Source organism: Enterococcus sp. AZ103 (assembly GCF_051714685.1).
Classification (GTDB): domain Bacteria; phylum Bacillota; class Bacilli; order Lactobacillales; family Enterococcaceae; genus Enterococcus_A; species Enterococcus_A alishanensis.
In genome coordinates this window covers 1,291,497-1,308,363 of sequence record NZ_JBIOSI010000001.1, presented here as the reverse complement: position 1 = coordinate 1,308,363, position 16,867 = coordinate 1,291,497, and the positions used below count along the sequence as shown (strand labels likewise).

Here is a 16,867-nt window from a genome sequence, read left to right as displayed (position 1 = left end):
TTAATGACCCTCCTATTTCTTTTTGGCTTTTGTAATTGCTTCGTGTAAGCCTTGAGTATAAGTCAAGCCCATCGCACGATCATACAATCCATAACCTGGTCGGGCAACTTCACCCCAAACAGTTCGTCCATGATCTGGTCGTAAAAGTCCCTCATAGCCGACATCTACTAATGCTTCCATAATAGCATACATGTCTAATGAACCTTCTGTTGATAAATGAGCTGTCTCGATAAAGTTTTGCTCTCCTAAAAAGCCCACGTTACGGAAATGAACAAAATTAATTCGATGACCGACTTCACGAATCATTTGAGGGATATCATTATTTGGATCAGCACCTAATGCGCCAGTACAAAAAGTTAGTCCATTATAGGGTGAATCAACTGCATTGATAATCCGCTTCAAATCAGCAAGATTTTTTGTAATACGTGGAAAATCAAAAATTTCCCATGGTGGATCATCTGGATGAATAGCCATTTTAACATCAACTTCTTCACAAACAGGAATAACTTTTTCTAGAAAATATTTTAGATTTTCAAATAAAATTTCTTCCGTCACGCCATCATACATGGCTACTAATCCATTGAATTTAGCTAATCGTTCTTCTTCCCAGCCGGAAATTTGAAACCCTTTTGACTGACTGGCAATGCGTTTATATAAATCCTGAGGTTCCAATTCGTCAATCACTGCTTGATCAAATTGCAAGGTTGTACTGCCATCTGGTAATTCATAATTCATATTTGTTTTAAACCAACCAAAGATCGGTTTAAAACTATAACAAATCAGACGAACATCACATGCCGCTAAATTACGAATGGTTTGAATATAGTTATCAATATATTGATCTCGTTCATCCGTTCCAGCTTTAATTGCATCGTGAATCGCAACACTTTCAATACCTAATAATTCCAAATCTCCTGCTTGAACTTCAGCTTTTAATTCTTTAATTTCGTCAATTTCCCAGACATCTCCAGGCATTTTATTTAGTAAAGTGCCAACAATCCCATCAATCGCAGGAATTTGTTTCACATGTTGGATCGGAATCGGGTCACCTTCTGTACCATACCATCTAAAGCCCCATTTCATAGACTTACTTCCTTTCTGATTTTAGAATTCATCTTCTTCGTCTTCATCATCTGCCACCATTGAAGCATGCCAGAGGCTCATACTGACAGCACCTTGATCTACTATTGCTTTTGCTGCCTCATTAACAGGTGTTGATAGAATTTGATGGTTGATTGTTTCCAATAACATTGGTAAATTAACACCACCGATAACATACGTATTGGTTTGCACGTCTTCCTTCATCTGACTTACAACCATTAAAGATTGATTATACGGACTAGCACTAATAACATCGGTTAAAATAATAATGCCATCTCCTTGATCAACTTTTTGAGTAGCTTCAGAAATTTTGGCACCTAATTGTTGAATATCCTCACCATGATTCAGATTTACTGTTGCAATATTATCAGTCGCACCAATAATGACTTCTGCTGAATCTTTGAGACCATCACTTAACTTTCCATGAGTGGCAATTACGATTCCTAACATTTCAAAACCTCCATTTTTTTATGAAAAAGCTTCTATTAATTGATTAATGTTTGCCATGTTAATTTCTTTTCTTTTCAATATATCCTTTGATAAATAAAACGTAGTATCTTTTGATTCACCACAAAAAATATAATTCATCTGTCTTTTTGTTTGAGTATCAACTGCTGTTTTAGAAAAGCTTTCAGTCTTATCTCCTTTAAAATACAATGGTGTTTCAGCACCAACTGAATCCATAAAATAAATAGGTATTGTTTTTTTTGTAGACTCTTTTAACACTTCTAGTCCTCTTTCGCCGTAACTACCTTCATCAATAAAAGCATAAGCGATATCGGCATTTTTATTTTCTTCGATCATAGCTAGCATCATCAATATCGTTGAAGTGTTTCTTACCAAATTTTTTCGACTTGACAAACCCTTTGTGACTTTACCGAAAATCAGAAAGAAAAGCAGTATTGCTGCAATTCCAACATATGTTTTCAACTGACTAAAATCAAAGGCAAATAAATTATTTTGCATAAACAATGCCAGACCAGCTAAACCTAAGACTATTGAAATGATGGTTGTTAAAACAATAAAAAAGATTGTTTTACGAGACTGAGCTTGACGATCAAACAAGACATAATCACCAAAAAAATTTGGCGGGGTATCATAATAGGTACAAATAATTTTTTTCGCCCGCTTCAAATCACCGACATAAATATTACGAGATGCACCCTTTTTTTGTTGATCAAATTCAATCACTTTCGGTTCAACACCCAACTCAGACAAGTCGGTCACTAAGGCACCAATGAAACGTTTTTTAGATTTTTCACTTCTGCGAGTTGCGTACATATATTGGTAGCGAAATTGCCAATCTTTAAATTTTTCTGTTGCTGCCATTTCATGACCTCCTAATAAGATGAGTTTCTATAAATCAAACTGTTTTAATACATCTTTTAAACTAGACTTAGGTGCCGATGGTGTTGCTTGGAAATAGATGTCTTTCACACCATAGTTTTCGTTTAAATCTTTTAATTTTATTGCATCTTCTTTATTCAAATAAACTGATTTCGTTACTAGCAAATCTTTTTCAGGATCTTTTTGCGCAATCCCACCAATATTTAATTCCTCCATTGGTAAGCCATGCTTCACTAAGTCATAAATAACACTGACAGTCTTAGTAATCAAAATACAATCATAATCTTTAAATTTATATTCATCCCAGTAAAATTTAGCTTTCTCTGGTGTAATCACAATGGTCTTTTGACCTGTTCGGCCACCAGCACTTTTATATAAATCTCTCATAAATTTATCTTTTGCTACTATTTCATCAACAACAAAAATTGAATTTACACCACTTTTTTGTGATAAGGTCACCATTACTTGACCATGAATCAATCGTTCATCAACGCGTGCTAAATTAACTCTACCCATTTTTTATTTTCTCCTTTATGTTTCAGATTTATAAAATTCCGATTGCTGCCAATACAATTAAGATTGCAGTCAGCAAGAGTAATGCTTGGGTTACTTTTAACCCTTTTTTCGTATAGAACCAGTACACACCCATTACAACCGCTAGCGGTAATATACCTGGTGCAATCTGATCTAAAATATCTTGAATAACAAATTCTCGACCTGAAATATCAAATTTCAATGCTGAGGAGACATTTACATAGTTACCTGCTAAAATCCCCATCATGAACAACCCTAAAACAGATAATGTTTCAATTGCTGTCTGAACTCCAGTACTTTGCATTAAACCTGATGCACTTCGTCCCATTGTAAAAGCCTGTCTTGCAAAAAACACACCTAAAATTGCTTGATATAAAGCAAAACAAACAAATGGGAAAATTGCACCTAAAGCACTACCTTCTTGTGCCCATGGAACAGCAATCGCGATAAAAATATATTGAACCGTGCCTGAATCAATTGCATCACCAATCCCAGCTAAAGCACCCATCAAACCCGCTTTTGTGTTGTACATTAAATCATCTTGCATCATAATTTCTTTATTTTGGCTTTCTTCTTCTGCTCGTTGTTGTTCCATCGAAGACATCAAACCAGTGATGACCCCACCACCCCAACTTAACTGAGTGTTGAAGAATAATAATTGACGTTTGTACGCTGCTTTTAATTGTTCCGGATCCTTATATAATTTTCGTAGAATCGGCATCATCCCGTATAGTAGTGACGGTGCTAAATATCGCTCAAAAGAGTGAGGAATCTCGTTTGCAAAATGCCAACGGAGATAGGCTTTTGTTACGTCTTTTTTTGTAATTTCTTCTGGCGCTTGGGTTGTCTCAGTCATTTCACTCATCTTTTTTCCTCCTTATTAAAATCCATCATCATAATCATCGTCGTCATCATCTAAAGTACTGGAGCTGCTAGCTTGTGCAGGTGCCGGCGCCAATTTCCCTTTTTGTGATTGAACAAAAATCAATGCAATTAACACACCAAAGATTGCATAAGTTACCATAGTGATTTCTAACGATTTGAACACGACACTTAAGAAATATGCTAAGAAGAAAAATACTAGATAATCTTTTCGACCAATAACATAGACCGTTGTTGCAATACCAATCGCGGCTAAACCACCACCGACAACTTCTAAAATATGAATAACTACGGTACCTTCTAAAGCTGTAATAATATCTGCAATTACTGGTGCCCCTAAATACAATGCGAAGAATACCAATGGTACGAATAATAAGAAAGAAGCAATTGTTGGATACCAAATAATTGACCGTCTAATAGCACTATCATTTAAATCATCCACGGCTTTATCGGTATATTTTCCAAGGAATGTATTGATAAAGAAACGGAATTGATACAAATAACTTCCTAAAAGTCCAACGGGTACAGCTACTGCAATCGCTGCTTCTGGTTTTAAATTACCTAGTAACGCAACGGGTACAGCAATCGCTGCTGCAATAGATGGTTCTGCTGGCATCGAACCGCCAGGAGAAAACACCCCCATATAAATCATTTGCAATGCGGCAGTAACAATCATGGCTTGTGGTACATCTCCCATAATAATCCCAACAACTAAACCAGTCATTAAAGGTGAAAAACGTAAGGTTAAAGTCGCCCCACCACCTAGCCAACGTGACATAATTGCTGCAACCCATAAGGCAATCAATAAACTTTGTAATACATTTAATGTTTCCATAAGTCCTCCCTCTGAATCTTTAATATCAATCAATGCTTAATTTTTTATACTAAAACATTCGTTTTTAAATATTTACTTTCGGCTTGTACGGCCCTCTCCGGCAACTGACCGGCAATAATAGCTTCAACATCTTTCACACATTTTTCGCCCATCGATTCTAAACATTCCATTGTATAAGCTGAAGTATGCGGTGTCATAATGACATTCTCAAACTTAAGATAAGGATGATCACTTCGCCCAGGTTCTTCTTCTAAAACATCTGTCGCTAAGCCACCAATCTTCCCACTTTTTAAACCTGCGACCATCGCTGCCTCTTCAATTAATGCCCCTCTTGCACTATTAGAGATATAAACGCTTTCTTTCATCTTAGCGATTGTCTCTTCATTAATGATATGATAATTACCATCATTTAAACTAGCGCATAAACAAATCACATCCGACTGCTCTAACAATTGATCAAATTCAACTTTTTTGGCACCGTAACTTTCAATATGCAGGGCTGATTTATAAGGATCATAAGCCAATACTTCACACCGAAATCCATTTCGAATGGTTTCTACGACACAACTACCAGTATTACCGACTCCAACTACACCAACTGTTTTATTAAAAAGTGTGTGGCCGACAAAACTTGCCCGATCTTCCCAACGATTATCGGCAACTCGATTGTGAGCTTGAACTGTTTGCCTCATTAAAGCCAATAAGTTCGTCACATTATTTTCTGCTACAGCATCTCGTTCAACCAAAGCAGGTATAATCGTTACTACTGTATCGTGTTTTTTTGCTGCAGCTAAGTCTATGTTGTTAAAACCAATTCCATGTCTAGAAATCATCAACAGTTCATCTTTATGCTGGAAAAATTCTTCAGTAAAAAATGGCGTTACACTGGCGATGACAATATTGATTCCCTGTAAAGTCTCAGCCAACTCCTTTCCTCCAATTTCCGAATCAACATTAATGTGCTGGACTTGTCCAATTTTTTCTAACCGTTCCAAATGCTTAGGGAAAACTTTTCCAAAACTACTTGAATTTACAATACCAATTTTGTATTTTGTCATTTTCTTCCTCCATTTTAAACCACTCGATTTTTCAACAGCCTTTTCCATAAATAATGATAGCGTATTCATTTCATACTCTTATTATACAAAAAAATATTTTTTTGTAAATAGATTTAAGAAAAAAAGTTTTTATTGATTTTTGTTCTTCTCCCACTTATCATGTAAAATACAGGTTGAATAAACTTCTATGCATGATATAGTTTTAGAAATATAAATAATTAAGGAGATTAATCATCATGGCTACTTCTATTCGTTTAACAATAAAATCCATCTACAAAAATTTGACGCCTAAAGAGCAATCGATTGCTGATTATATTTTGAAAGAGCCGCAAAAAGTTAGCCATAGCTCAATCAGTGATATAGCTAACGATTTAAACATCGCTGATTCCACTTTTTTTCAATTCACTAAAAAACTAGGGTTTTCAGGTTTTAAAGACTTTAAAATGGCGTTATTAACTAGTGACGATTATCAAAATTCGATGACAACGATCCATCAAGGCATTACACAAGACGACGACGAACTTGAAATGGCTTATAAGATCTTTGACTCAAATATTTCAACTCTTCTAGATACCAAGAAACTTTTGGATAAGCAGAAATTAAAAGATGCTGTTGACTTCATTGATCATTCCGATAGATTATTTTTCTTTGGTGTGGGAGGATCGGAAATTGTTGCTTCAGATGCCTATCATAAATTTCTTCGTAGCCCAGTAAATGTTGTTCACAACGCTGATTATCATATCCAATTAATGGAAGCTTCCATGATGACAGAAAAAGACTGTGCCTTACTGATAAGCCACACTGGCAAATCAAAAGAAACCATTCAGTTAGCAGAAGTAGCTAAAAAAAATGGTGCAAAAATTATTGTGGTCACCAGCCAAATCCAATCCCAGTTAGCTAAACTAGCAGATATTGTGTTCACCTCGATTTCTGAAGAAACTGCTTTTCGGTCTGAAGCACTGGCATCACGGATTTCTCAGTTAAGCATTTTAGACGCTATTTTCACCATTTTGATGTTCAGAAATGCAGCTGGTTCGCAAACTTCGATTGGAAAAATTCGAGAAGTCATCAACAAAATTAAAGAATAATCATTTAAATAAAAAAGGACTCAGTAATCGGCAATGATGATTACTGAGTCCTTAGTTATTTGAAATTTGTCGTAAATAAAATACTGTAGACAGTAGCCAAAACATGAACTTTGTCTACTGACTGAACCCCCTTCATAAAGTAGTCTAATTATTTCTAACTTCAGATTTTTTTCACTGTTAAAAATAACTAAAATCAATATTTTAAGATATTAGCTACTTTATATCTTTAATAAGCAATCTAGGATAGGTAGGGCTATTTCATAAAATTAAATATGGAAAATTCTTTCTGCATATTGATTTTCTATTTTCAAGTTTCTTTCATGACCACCATCAATATTCGCACTTAAATACACCGGTGGTTCAAAACCTTTAGATACCATTATTTTAATTGCTTCATACATCGTTTGCTGTAATAACAGTGTAGCTGCAAAGGAGGATGTGCCGCATACTTTTGTTTCCAATCCACTAATATTCAATGCCGCATCACCATAAACTGAATGATTATCTAAAACTACATCAGCAAATTCATACAATAATTTGCCACTCTCATGTCGAGAAGTTGACGCCTTAGATGATTCAAGTGCGGTTACAACTATTAATTTATTGTCATGTTTCTTTATTTCTTCAGCCATTTCAATAATCATCGGATTTCGTCCTGAGTTTGAAACTAAGAAAAAAATATCATTTGGACTAACTAAAACTTTATGCATTAATGTTTTACCTACCCCGTGATTCTGTTCATACATACCACCGGCAGGATCCATAATTAATTTCGATGGTATTAACCCTCCTGCACGCCCGCTGATTTCGAGCGCCGCAGCATACGAATGGCCACTTCCAAAAGATTGAGTGATACCGCCATTCATTATTCCTTCCGCAACGATCTCAGCCGCTTTTGTAATATTTGCTGCTTCATACTTTTCAAGTATTTCAGTAAGTTTTCTACATTCATCAAAAAATTCTAATGACATAATGAACACCCTCTCTTAAATCTCGTGTAAACTTCTACATGATTCCTAATACTTTTAAAATAATAGACAGTACAATAATCGAAAGAATTGCTCTTGTTGAATTAAAATGTTTTTTACCTAACAACCAATAGATGACACCTACCAAGATAGCTGGGATCATCATTGGCATAATTTGATCAAGTGTATCTTGAATATTCAGTTCAACATCTCCAGTTTTAAAAGTCCAAGCAATCTTAGCATTTATAACTGAAGGTATCATTGCACCAATAACTGTAACTCCTAATAGTGTTGCTGAAGTTGTTAGAGCATTTAAATGTCCAGACATACTCGTTACTAATTTAACACCTTGTTTGTAACCTATTCTTACAGAAAAAAATCTAAATATTAATATTAAAATATTTACTAGCAACCAGATGATGACACCAATCGCATTTCCTTTTAAGGCTAAATATGATGCTACTGAACCAAAAACTGTTGGAAAAAGCACTCCAAAAATTGTATCTCCAACACCAGCAAAGGAGCCCATTAATCCGGTTTTTAAACTAGATACCGTATCTTTCGAATTTTTACCTTCAGCTTCTTCTGTTGCAATATCCATTCCTAAAATAAATCCACCCATATGAGGAGTAGTATTAAAAAATTGGCTTTGCATACGCATCATGTCTTTTTTTGTCTCTTTATCTTTTCCGTACAGCTTCTCTAGAATAGGAAGCATTGAAAATAGATAACCTCCGCCCATCATTCGTTCATAGTTCCAGGACAATTGACTACCTACCAACCAATTCAAACTTACTTTATCCAGATCTTTTTGATTAATTTTCGTACTCATCGTCACTTAGTCCCCCTCCTGCATTTACATTAACTGGTACTGTATTTTCAGATGTGTTTTGATTACTGATTAATTTTTTAAACTCTAAAATAGCTAATGCTAGACCTAAAAGCGCCACGCCAAACATTGGTATTTCTAAATAAGCCACTGCTAAAAAGCCAATCATTAAATATGTTATGAAATTTTTAACTGGTAAAAATCGCAATAAAATAGCAATACCAACTGCTGGTAGCATCCCACCTGCCACTGAGAGTCCGCCAGTTAGCCACTCAGGAATAACATCTGAAACAAATTTAATTACACCATCACCAAAACTAAATACGATAAAAATCGGTAATCCACGAGAAAGACCCCAACTTATTGTCCCCATTAAGTGGTACATTTTGATTCCTTTAACATTATCTTCTTCAATACTTTTATCAATTTTCTTTTGGAAAAAAACATTGCAAAAACGAGCAAAAATATCTAACTGAATCATTAACAATGCAACTGGTACTGCTAAACCAATACCAAATTCCACACCTTTACCACTTATCACTGCAAATACCGTACCTACAATTGATGCTGTCATATAGTCTGGTACGCTGGCTCCACCATAAGCTTGAATTCCTAATCCCATCAATTGTAAGGTTGCCCCTACTGCCAACCCCATCTTTATATCACCCATAACTAACCCAGTAATCGTCCCAACGATTAATGCTTGATTAGCAATAACATTAATACCTAAATTTTCTACAATTGCATAAAACCCTAATAATGATAAGACTACAATTTGCCAAATTTCAATATTCATTCTTTTTCCCTACTTCCCATAAAATTGTGAGAACGATTTCTCTTCCTCCATTGGAACCATCTGAGCCGTCACAACAACTCCATCTTTTTCTAATTCTAAAATTTTATGCACATCTTCTTCTGATAGAAATACTGATTTGGTCACTTGTTTTGTACCTTCTTTGGGACTAGAGTTGCCTAAATTAAACTTATTAATTGGCACCCCTGATTCAATCAAACGAAAAATCGTTTTGATATTTTTTACAATTAACATTACCTTTTGTCCATGGTAAGCATCTTCTTTTATTCGTCGTGCGGCTGTTTCAGTTTTTAAAATACTTAACTTAATGCCTCCTGGAACAGCAGCTTTTAATGAAGCTTTGGCAATTGGATCATTAACTACCTCATCATCGACAATCATCACTCTTGTAGCTCCCAAAGACCCTAACCAAAGTGTTGCAACTTGACCATGAATCAAACGTTCATCTAACCTTACATGTCTGATTCCCAGATTAATCATTTTACTTTCAGATATTGGGAGATTCATTAAATTAGATTGTTTGTGTACTAATTCTTCATTATTACTAGCTGATGTTTTAATCCCATTTGATCCTTCTATCATAATAGATTTTGCAATACTAGCCGCCGTTTCATTTGGATTGAATCTATCACTATACGCTCTTAATATCATGGGGATATTTAAACCTGAAACTATTTCAATCGGTCTCGTCTCTTCTTCTTTTAATTGATTTAATTGATTGAATGGTGTGCCTCCCCATAAATCAACTAAACATAATAGCTCATCATCTGAGTCAAATTTAGTTAATACTTTATCTAATTTTTCACGAAATAATTCTAAACTATCTTCAGGTTTTAAAATACATACTTCCACTTTTTCTTGTTCCCCAAAAATCATATCGCTTGTTTGCTTAACACCTAGAGCAAAATCACCATGACTTGCGATAATTATTCCCACACTCATTTTTACCCCTCCTTTAATGTTAGTTCGATCACTGGAATTAATTCATTTGGTTTTCTAACTGGAATATTTAGCATCAACATGCTTGGATCAAGTGCTTCTTTTACATGAACTTCTGTAATTTCTTTGTATAAGTTAGTGGTCGCTTTTCTATCTCCTCCTAAATTTTTTGTATCTGTAAACCGAATTTCCGAACCATCATTTAACAGTCTTGCAAACGAGATCTTTCCACCTAACTCTGGTAATAAAATTGTTCTATATGGCCAACTAAAAATGTGTAAAAATAATTTATTCCCTTTTTGAGTATAGCGACAATCTAAGGGTGCTTTAAACTCAGACAATGTAGCTCCATAGATAGAATCTCCGTGTTTTCGTAACCATTCTCCTACAGTTTCTAAAATCTCATCACTAGTCGAGTCCCATTCTCCTCGAGCATTTGGCCCAATATTCATTGTGAAATTGCCGCCTTTAGAAACTGTATCTACTAATTGTTTAGCTACCATTTCACTTGTTTTGAAGTTCAAATTATCCCGATCATAGCCCCAACTATTATTCAAGGTTTGGACTGTTTCCCAGACATCTTCTTCGTTTTCCATAGCATTGTTCCGTGCAAACTGTTCTGGTGTAAGCACTCCTCTATTAAGATCTAAACGGTCATTAATAAATATATTAGGTTGAATTTCATAAATCATTTTTTCAAGCTCGACACTTCCCCAATCAGCAGCACCTTTACCAACCGAAGTTCCCCAGTCTCTACTTTTATATGAAAAATCAAACCATAAATAATCAATCGTTCCGTAATTTGTTAATATTTCTTTCACTTGATTGGTTAAAAATTGTCTATAATTCTCCATGTCACCAGGATTTTTATCAATGTACTCTTTGTTGTTTCTCATTGGGTGGTAACCATCAACTAAAAAGTCAGTCTGGTACCAATCTAACAATGAATAATAAATACCAATTTTAATACCAACTTTTCTAAATTCTTCAATAAGTTCACCTAATAAATCTCTTTGATAAGGCGAATTCATTACATTATATGAAGTTTCTTTAGTATCCCACAGACAAAAACCATCATGATGTTTCGCAGTAATAATCACATATTTAAACCCATCATCTTTAGCCTTTTGTGCCCATTCTTTAGGGTTTAATAAGTCAGGATTAAAATGATCAAAATACTTTTTATAACTTTCAACACTGATTTCTTCTAAAGTCTGAACCCACTCATGTCTTCCGGCAACTGAATATAAGCCAAAATGAATAAACAAACCATATCTACTTTCTGAAAACCACTTGCGTCCATTTTTTGCTGTCATTTTTTCCTCCTGTAAAGTTTTTTTATTTTATTTAAATAAATTATAGCGTTTGCATAAAAACGTTTCCATAGTTGGAAAGTTTGTTGGCAATTCTTCAAAAAATACGCCATCTAAAAAAATGGAAGCGTTCTAATGTATGATTATTATTGAAATATGGATTATGTAATTAGATTGGGAGGTATATGAAATGTCCACAGTTTTATCCTTTGATTTAGGTGCAACAAGTGGCCGAGGTGTGGTTTTTTCTTTAAATAATGGAAAACTTACAGAAGAAAAAATTTATAGATTTAAAGACTATCAATTAATCGATTCTACAAAAAATCAAATTTATTGGAATATAGATAAAATTATATCTGAAATCAAACAAATCATCGTTCTTGCTTCAACTGAATATTCTATTGAAAGCATTGGATTTGATACTTGGGGATGTGATTTTGGTTTATTAGATGAAAACGGAAATCTCTTAATGCTTCCTTTATGTTATCAAACCATGTTACAAGCTGAGTATTTACATTATGGTATGTCCTTACCTAACGTGTTTCAAGAACGAACAGGGATCGCTAATGCATCTATTAATACCAGTTCACAGCTACTCTTTTTAAAAGATTTTTATCCTGAAGTTTTAAAGAAAGCTAACCACCTTTTAATGATGCCTGATTTAATTCAGTATCTATTAACCGGTGCAATTTGGACAGAATCATCAATCGCTTCAACAAGTCAGCTATTTGATATAGATAAGCATCAGTGGGCATTAGATTTGATAGAACTATTAGGCGTCTCTACTTCTTTATTTTCAACAATTGTTCTGCCTTACACTCAAATCGGAGAAATCAAATTAAACAATAAAAAAATATTGGTTCACTCAGTCATGGAACATGATACAGCTAGTGCTATTTTTGCGTTACCTTCAAATGATCATTCTTGTTTCTTTTTATCTTCAGGAACATGGTCTGTACTAGGAGAAAAATCAGAAAGGGGTATTTTGGTAAATCAACCACTTAATTCTGATTACTCTTATGAACAAGCCGGTGATGGAAAAATATTAAAACTGAAAAATTTGCTAGGTATGTGGTTTATTGAAGAAGCATTAAATTTTGTTAATCAATCTCAATCAATAACCATCCAACAAATTCAAGAAATGTTAATTAACTGCAGTCCCATTGATTTTTTCTTTGATAATCAAAATTCTGATTTGATAAATCAGGAACAATTCGTGGAAAAATTAAAAAAATATGGAGAATTCCATCAGTTTCCATCTATCGATGAACCACACCAAATTTTTCTGATTATTTATCAAAATCTAGCTTTTAAATATGCTACTGTCTTAGAAAATTTAGCTCAATCCACGCCATTAAGTACTCTTTTTTTATTTGGTGGTGGCGGTAAATCAAAATTTTTGAATCAATTGACTGCTGATTTAATTCAATCACCCATAGCTGTCTGTTATTCTGAAAATTCCGCATTAGGAAACGCATTGGCTCAATTTTTAGCCATTGAAACAATTCAAAATCGTGTTGAATTAGTAAGCATTGTCAATGAAAATTATCCCCCTATTTATTTTTATCCGCAAAAATCAGAAGAGTTCAATAATAGTTATAACCAATATAAACAATTTATGAGGAGGAACTACTAATGAATTATCCTAAAATCGGTATTAGACCTGCAATCGATGGTAGACAAGGAGGTGTCCGAGAATCACTAGAACAACAAACTATGGAGATGGCACTCAAAGCGAAAAAGTTAATAGAATCATCACTTTATTATATGGATGGATCACCGGTAGAATGTATCGTTCCAAATATCACAATTGGAGGCTATGCTGATGCTAGCAAAGTAGATGATTCTTTTGCACAGCAGGATGTTATTGCAACTTTAACTGTCTCACCCTGTTGGTGTTACGGTACTGAAACGATTGATTTACGACCAGGTACTTTTAAAGCTATTTGGGGATTCAACGGAACCGAAAGACCTGGGGCTGTATACTTAGCAGCTGCAATGAGCGGCTATGCTCAAAAAGGAATTCCTGCGTACAAAATTTATGGTAAAGAAGTTCAAGACAACGATGATCAAGCTATTCCGAAAGATGTTAAAGAAAAAATATTATTATTTGCTCGTGCTAGCATTGCTGCTGGGGAAATGAAAAATAAATCTTACGTTAACATTGGTTCTTCTTCAATGGGGATTGCCGGAAGTCAGATTAATCAAGAATTCTTTGAAAAATATTTAGGTATGCACATTGAGTATGTTGATATGACAGAAATCTTACGTCGCATCGAATTGGAAATTTTTGACCCTAACGAATACAAAGTTATTCGAGAGTGGATTGACACTAAATGTCATGAAGGGATTGATATTAATGAAGGGAAAGAATTTCCAGAAATAATTACTAAATCCCGCTATATTTCTGATAATGATCAGTGGGATTTTATTGCAAAACAAACCTTAATCGTTCGTGATATTTTATTTGGCAACCCTAAGTTAGCTCAATTAGGATGGTTAGAAGAAGCTAAAGGGAGAAATGCTATTTCGGGAGGCTTTCAAGGTCAACGTCAATGGACAGATTGGTTACCTAATGGTGACTTTATGGAATCAATCTTAACTAGCACATTTGACTGGAACGGACCAAAACAACCGATTTCTTTTGCTACAGAAAACGACACTTGTAATGCTGCTGCTATGCTCTTTGGTTCTCTTCTAACGAATAAAGCACCAATATTTTCTGATGTCAGAACCTACTGGAGTACTGAATCAATTAAACGAATTACAGGTTACGAATTAACTGGTAAAGCTCAGAATGGATTAATTCATCTATTAAATTCAGGTGCTAGTGCTTTGGATGGTAGTGGTGGCAGTCTTGATGAAAATGGACAACCAACTATGAAAGAATTTTGGAATATGACCGAAGAAGACATTGATAGCTGTCTTAGTAAAACTAAATGGTGTCGAGCTAATTATGAATACTTCAGAGGTGGCGGCTTTTCAAGTCAATATCATTTACAAGCTGAACTACCTTTGACTTTGATTCGGTTGAATATTATTGATGGGGTTGGACCAACCCTACAGATTGCTGAAGGTTATTCTTGTGAATTACCAGTACATGTTCACGATATTTTGAATAAACGGACCGACGAGACTTGGCCAACACTTTGGTTTGCTCCAAACCTAGGTGAAACTGGTTTTGAAGATGTTTATACAATGATGAATAATTGGGGAAGCAACCATGGTGCTAGTGTTCATGGACATATCGGCGCAGAATTATTAACTTTAGCTAGTATGTTACAAATCCCAGTGTCTCTTCACAATGTCCCAAGTAAAAAAATATTTAGACCGCATGTCTTTTCTGGGTTTGGAACAAAAGACACAGAGTCTTCAGATTTCAAAGCCTGTCAAACTTTTGGACCATTTTATAAATAATATTGAGAAAGAAGGATCTCCATGTATTCATCACAAAAACAAGAACTGATTGATTACGGAAATAAATTAATTTCAGATGGCTATACTTTAGGAACAGGAGGAAATCTAAGCTCTTTTATTCGTCAAGACAATCTAATGCTTATCACACCATCAGGAATACCTTTCGATAAAATTGAACTTAAAGATATAGTTACTATGGAACTTAATGGCACTATCGTTGAAGGAACACGATTACCATCAAGTGAATGGCGTATGCATAGCATAATGTATGAGAAACGTGATGATTTAAATTGTGTTATTCATGGTCACACTATTTATTCAACTGCTTTAGCCTTACTTGGAAAACCACTTCCAGCCTCTCACTATATGATTGCTACCGCTGGGAAAAATGTACGCTGTGCCAGATATGCGTCATTTGGAACTGAAGAATTGGCGATTAATGCTTTTGAAGCAATGAAATATAGAAAAGCTGTTTTATTAGCAAACCACGGAGTTCTCACAGGTGGAAAAACAATGGCAGAAGCCTTCGCGGTCCTAGAGGAGTTAGAATATTGCTCAAAAGTTCATATCATTGCGTCAACTGTGGGAATTCCTACAGTTATGACTGATGATGAGATGGCAAACATGGCGATCCGTTTTGAAACCTACGGACAAAAATAACAACCCTATGGTACACTTAAATCATTCATTGTCAGTGATTGAGGAGGTACATTTATGAGTGATTCTAGAAGAGATCAGATAGTAAATTTATTGAAAAAATATAAGAAATTAGATAATTACGAACTCGAAAAAATGTTATTTTGTTCATACTCTACTTTAAGACGAGAACTACTTATTCTTGAAAAGGAAGGAGTTATTCGCCGATACCGCGGAGGAGTTGTTTTAGAAGTGGAACAAAATCATGTTATTTCCACTAATTACCGAGAAAATGTCATGATCTCTGAAAAAGAAAAAATAGCTGAAATAGCTAGCACTTTTATTGGTCCCGGAATGAGTATTTTTATTGATTCAAGCTCTACCGTTAAAAGATTACTTCCATATTTAGCAAATACTCCAAAACTAGTTGTTATAACAAATGGTCTCAAAATTGCATATGAATTTTCCCATGTTTGTACAGAAGATTCTAAAATTTTTATGATTGCTGGTGAAGTAATTAAAGATGCCGAGAGTGTCGTTGGTGATTATGGCAACTCATTTCTAGAGTTATTTCAAATAGATTTATGTATCTTCAGTTCTACTGGTATCGATTCATTTGGTATCTACGAGGCTAATTTTGCGCAAGCGTTAGTCAAAAAAAAGGCTATGGCTATGGGCGGTAAAAGTTTACTGTTAGCAGATTATACTAAGTTTGGAAAAAAACACGCTTATAAATTTTCAGACTGGGCTTCTTTTGAATATGTCATTACTGATCAGCAACCCGATGATGAATATCTAGCTATTGCTAAAAAATACGATACAGAAATTTTATATTAAATATATTTTTTTGAATTTTATTTGTAAATTTCCAAGAAAATGATCTTCGAAAAATGCTATATTATATATGCGATGACATCAATGAAAATAGGTTTATCATTGACTTCTTTTAGTTATACATTAAATACAAAAGGAACCTCTACTGAAAATAGTAGAGGTTCCTTTTTTTCATTATTTAGCCAATGAAGTTTCCGCTGGATCAACCAAATTTAAAGCTTAATAGTACTTGGTAAAACACAAACGATAGACTTTAAATCAGGTTTTTAATA

Annotated in this window: 17 protein-coding genes; 5 read left to right on the top strand and 12 right to left on the bottom strand. The window is 34.5% G+C overall.

From position 1 onward, the window contains the following. Nucleotides 1-12: 12 nt before the first annotated feature. The 7 genes from ID741_RS06730 to ID741_RS06700 are packed head-to-tail and all read right to left on the bottom strand — an operon-like array spanning nucleotide 13 to nucleotide 5,757. Nucleotides 13-1,083 carry a mannonate dehydratase gene (locus ID741_RS06730; protein WP_438719465.1) on the bottom strand — a complete coding sequence of 357 codons (1,071 nt, stop codon included), beginning with the start codon at nucleotides 1,081-1,083 and terminating at the stop codon, nucleotides 13-15. Between the two features lie 21 nt (nucleotides 1,084-1,104). Continuing rightward, nucleotides 1,105-1,551, bottom strand: a complete 447-nt coding sequence (locus ID741_RS06725) for a PTS sugar transporter subunit IIA (protein ID WP_438719464.1) — start codon at nucleotides 1,549-1,551, stop codon at nucleotides 1,105-1,107. Between the two features lie 18 nt (nucleotides 1,552-1,569). Next, nucleotides 1,570-2,430: a hypothetical protein gene (locus ID741_RS06720; protein WP_438719463.1), complete on the bottom strand. Its 861-nt coding sequence runs from the start codon at nucleotides 2,428-2,430 to the stop codon at nucleotides 1,570-1,572. Between the two features lie 27 nt (nucleotides 2,431-2,457). Continuing rightward, a complete protein-coding gene (locus ID741_RS06715; protein WP_218326346.1) occupies nucleotides 2,458-2,964 on the bottom strand; it encodes a PTS system mannose/fructose/N-acetylgalactosamine-transporter subunit IIB in 507 nt (168 codons plus the stop codon). A gap of 28 nt (nucleotides 2,965-2,992) precedes the next feature. Next, complete coding sequence (locus ID741_RS06710) at nucleotides 2,993-3,838, bottom strand: PTS system mannose/fructose/sorbose family transporter subunit IID (protein ID WP_425514621.1); 846 nt, start codon at nucleotides 3,836-3,838, stop codon at nucleotides 2,993-2,995. A 24-nt stretch (nucleotides 3,839-3,862) separates the two neighbouring features. Next, entirely contained in the window at nucleotides 3,863-4,699 is an 837-nt protein-coding gene (locus tag ID741_RS06705; protein ID WP_218326349.1) for a PTS mannose/fructose/sorbose/N-acetylgalactosamine transporter subunit IIC, read from the bottom strand. Between the two features lie 44 nt (nucleotides 4,700-4,743). Next, on the bottom strand, nucleotides 4,744-5,757 hold the full coding sequence (locus ID741_RS06700; RefSeq protein WP_438719462.1) for a D-isomer specific 2-hydroxyacid dehydrogenase family protein: 1,014 nt from the start codon (nucleotides 5,755-5,757) through the stop codon (nucleotides 4,744-4,746). 236 nt (nucleotides 5,758-5,993) lie between these two features. Here ID741_RS06700 and ID741_RS06695 point away from each other — a divergent pair, with 236 nt between their 5' ends. Then, nucleotides 5,994-6,845: a MurR/RpiR family transcriptional regulator gene (locus ID741_RS06695; protein ID WP_438719461.1), complete on the top strand. Its 852-nt coding sequence runs from the start codon at nucleotides 5,994-5,996 to the stop codon at nucleotides 6,843-6,845. Between the two features lie 266 nt (nucleotides 6,846-7,111). On the opposite strand, the gene ID741_RS06690 is transcribed toward ID741_RS06695, so the two are convergent. The 5 genes from ID741_RS06690 to ID741_RS06670 are packed head-to-tail and all read right to left on the bottom strand — an operon-like array spanning nucleotide 7,112 to nucleotide 11,711. Continuing rightward, nucleotides 7,112-7,816 (bottom strand): SIS domain-containing protein, encoded by a 705-nt coding sequence (locus ID741_RS06690; protein ID WP_218326353.1) that lies wholly within the window; start codon nucleotides 7,814-7,816, stop codon nucleotides 7,112-7,114. A 34-nt stretch (nucleotides 7,817-7,850) separates the two neighbouring features. Then, nucleotides 7,851-8,645: a PTS system mannose/fructose/sorbose family transporter subunit IID gene (locus ID741_RS06685; protein WP_218326722.1), complete on the bottom strand. Its 795-nt coding sequence runs from the start codon at nucleotides 8,643-8,645 to the stop codon at nucleotides 7,851-7,853. After that, nucleotides 8,629-9,438, bottom strand: a complete 810-nt coding sequence (locus tag ID741_RS06680; protein ID WP_218326354.1) for a PTS mannose/fructose/sorbose/N-acetylgalactosamine transporter subunit IIC — start codon at nucleotides 9,436-9,438, stop codon at nucleotides 8,629-8,631. The genes ID741_RS06685 and ID741_RS06680 overlap by 17 nt, the downstream gene beginning before the upstream one ends. Before the next feature lie 9 nt (nucleotides 9,439-9,447). After that, the gene (locus ID741_RS06675) at nucleotides 9,448-10,398 is read right to left on the bottom strand and encodes a PTS mannose/fructose/sorbose transporter subunit IIAB (protein WP_438719460.1); all 951 of its coding nucleotides are present in this window, start codon (nucleotides 10,396-10,398) and stop codon (nucleotides 9,448-9,450) included. A 2-nt stretch (nucleotides 10,399-10,400) separates the two neighbouring features. Next, on the bottom strand, nucleotides 10,401-11,711 hold the full coding sequence (locus ID741_RS06670; protein WP_438719459.1) for an alpha-L-fucosidase: 1,311 nt from the start codon (nucleotides 11,709-11,711) through the stop codon (nucleotides 10,401-10,403). Between the two features lie 187 nt (nucleotides 11,712-11,898). On the opposite strand from ID741_RS06670, the gene ID741_RS06665 reads away from it, so the two are divergent. Genes ID741_RS06665 through ID741_RS06650 form a run of 4 tightly spaced genes read left to right on the top strand, consistent with a single transcriptional unit; the run spans nucleotide 11,899 to nucleotide 16,598 of the window. Beyond that, nucleotides 11,899-13,344 carry a rhamnulokinase gene (locus ID741_RS06665; protein ID WP_438719458.1) on the top strand — a complete coding sequence of 482 codons (1,446 nt, stop codon included), beginning with the start codon at nucleotides 11,899-11,901 and terminating at the stop codon, nucleotides 13,342-13,344. Beyond that, the gene (locus ID741_RS06660) at nucleotides 13,344-15,125 is read left to right on the top strand and encodes an L-fucose isomerase (RefSeq protein ID WP_438719457.1); all 1,782 of its coding nucleotides are present in this window, start codon (nucleotides 13,344-13,346) and stop codon (nucleotides 15,123-15,125) included. The genes ID741_RS06665 and ID741_RS06660 overlap by 1 nt, the downstream gene beginning before the upstream one ends. Nucleotides 15,126-15,146: 21 nt before the next feature. Next, nucleotides 15,147-15,785, top strand: coding sequence for an L-fuculose-phosphate aldolase (locus ID741_RS06655; protein ID WP_438719456.1), 639 nt, complete (start codon nucleotides 15,147-15,149; stop codon nucleotides 15,783-15,785). A gap of 54 nt (nucleotides 15,786-15,839) precedes the next feature. Further along, nucleotides 15,840-16,598, top strand: coding sequence for a DeoR/GlpR family DNA-binding transcription regulator (locus tag ID741_RS06650; RefSeq protein ID WP_438719455.1), 759 nt, complete (start codon nucleotides 15,840-15,842; stop codon nucleotides 16,596-16,598). The last annotated feature ends 269 nt before the right edge of the window (nucleotides 16,599-16,867 follow it).

Excerpts from the sequence above, each read along its gene's own strand:
- ID741_RS06730 (WP_438719465.1), bottom strand. The coding sequence starts at position 1,083 with ATGAAATGGGGCTTTAGATGGTATGGTACAGAAGGTGACCCGATTCCG.
- ID741_RS06725 (WP_438719464.1), bottom strand. The coding sequence starts at position 1,551 with ATGTTAGGAATCGTAATTGCCACTCATGGAAAGTTAAGTGATGGTCTC.
- ID741_RS06720 (WP_438719463.1), bottom strand. The coding sequence starts at position 2,430 with ATGGCAGCAACAGAAAAATTTAAAGATTGGCAATTTCGCTACCAATAT.
- ID741_RS06715 (WP_218326346.1), bottom strand. The coding sequence starts at position 2,964 with ATGGGTAGAGTTAATTTAGCACGCGTTGATGAACGATTGATTCATGGT.
- ID741_RS06710 (WP_425514621.1), bottom strand. The coding sequence starts at position 3,838 with ATGACTGAGACAACCCAAGCGCCAGAAGAAATTACAAAAAAAGACGTA.
- ID741_RS06705 (WP_218326349.1), bottom strand. The coding sequence starts at position 4,699 with ATGGAAACATTAAATGTATTACAAAGTTTATTGATTGCCTTATGGGTT.
- ID741_RS06700 (WP_438719462.1), bottom strand. The coding sequence starts at position 5,757 with ATGACAAAATACAAAATTGGTATTGTAAATTCAAGTAGTTTTGGAAAA.
- ID741_RS06695 (WP_438719461.1), top strand. The coding sequence starts at position 5,994 with ATGGCTACTTCTATTCGTTTAACAATAAAATCCATCTACAAAAATTTG.
- ID741_RS06690 (WP_218326353.1), bottom strand. The coding sequence starts at position 7,816 with ATGTCATTAGAATTTTTTGATGAATGTAGAAAACTTACTGAAATACTT.
- ID741_RS06685 (WP_218326722.1), bottom strand. The coding sequence starts at position 8,645 with ATGAGTACGAAAATTAATCAAAAAGATCTGGATAAAGTAAGTTTGAAT.
- ID741_RS06680 (WP_218326354.1), bottom strand. The coding sequence starts at position 9,438 with ATGAATATTGAAATTTGGCAAATTGTAGTCTTATCATTATTAGGGTTT.
- ID741_RS06675 (WP_438719460.1), bottom strand. The coding sequence starts at position 10,398 with ATGAGTGTGGGAATAATTATCGCAAGTCATGGTGATTTTGCTCTAGGT.
- ID741_RS06670 (WP_438719459.1), bottom strand. The coding sequence starts at position 11,711 with ATGACAGCAAAAAATGGACGCAAGTGGTTTTCAGAAAGTAGATATGGT.
- ID741_RS06665 (WP_438719458.1), top strand. The coding sequence starts at position 11,899 with ATGTCCACAGTTTTATCCTTTGATTTAGGTGCAACAAGTGGCCGAGGT.
- ID741_RS06660 (WP_438719457.1), top strand. The coding sequence starts at position 13,344 with ATGAATTATCCTAAAATCGGTATTAGACCTGCAATCGATGGTAGACAA.
- ID741_RS06655 (WP_438719456.1), top strand. The coding sequence starts at position 15,147 with ATGTATTCATCACAAAAACAAGAACTGATTGATTACGGAAATAAATTA.
- ID741_RS06650 (WP_438719455.1), top strand. The coding sequence starts at position 15,840 with ATGAGTGATTCTAGAAGAGATCAGATAGTAAATTTATTGAAAAAATAT.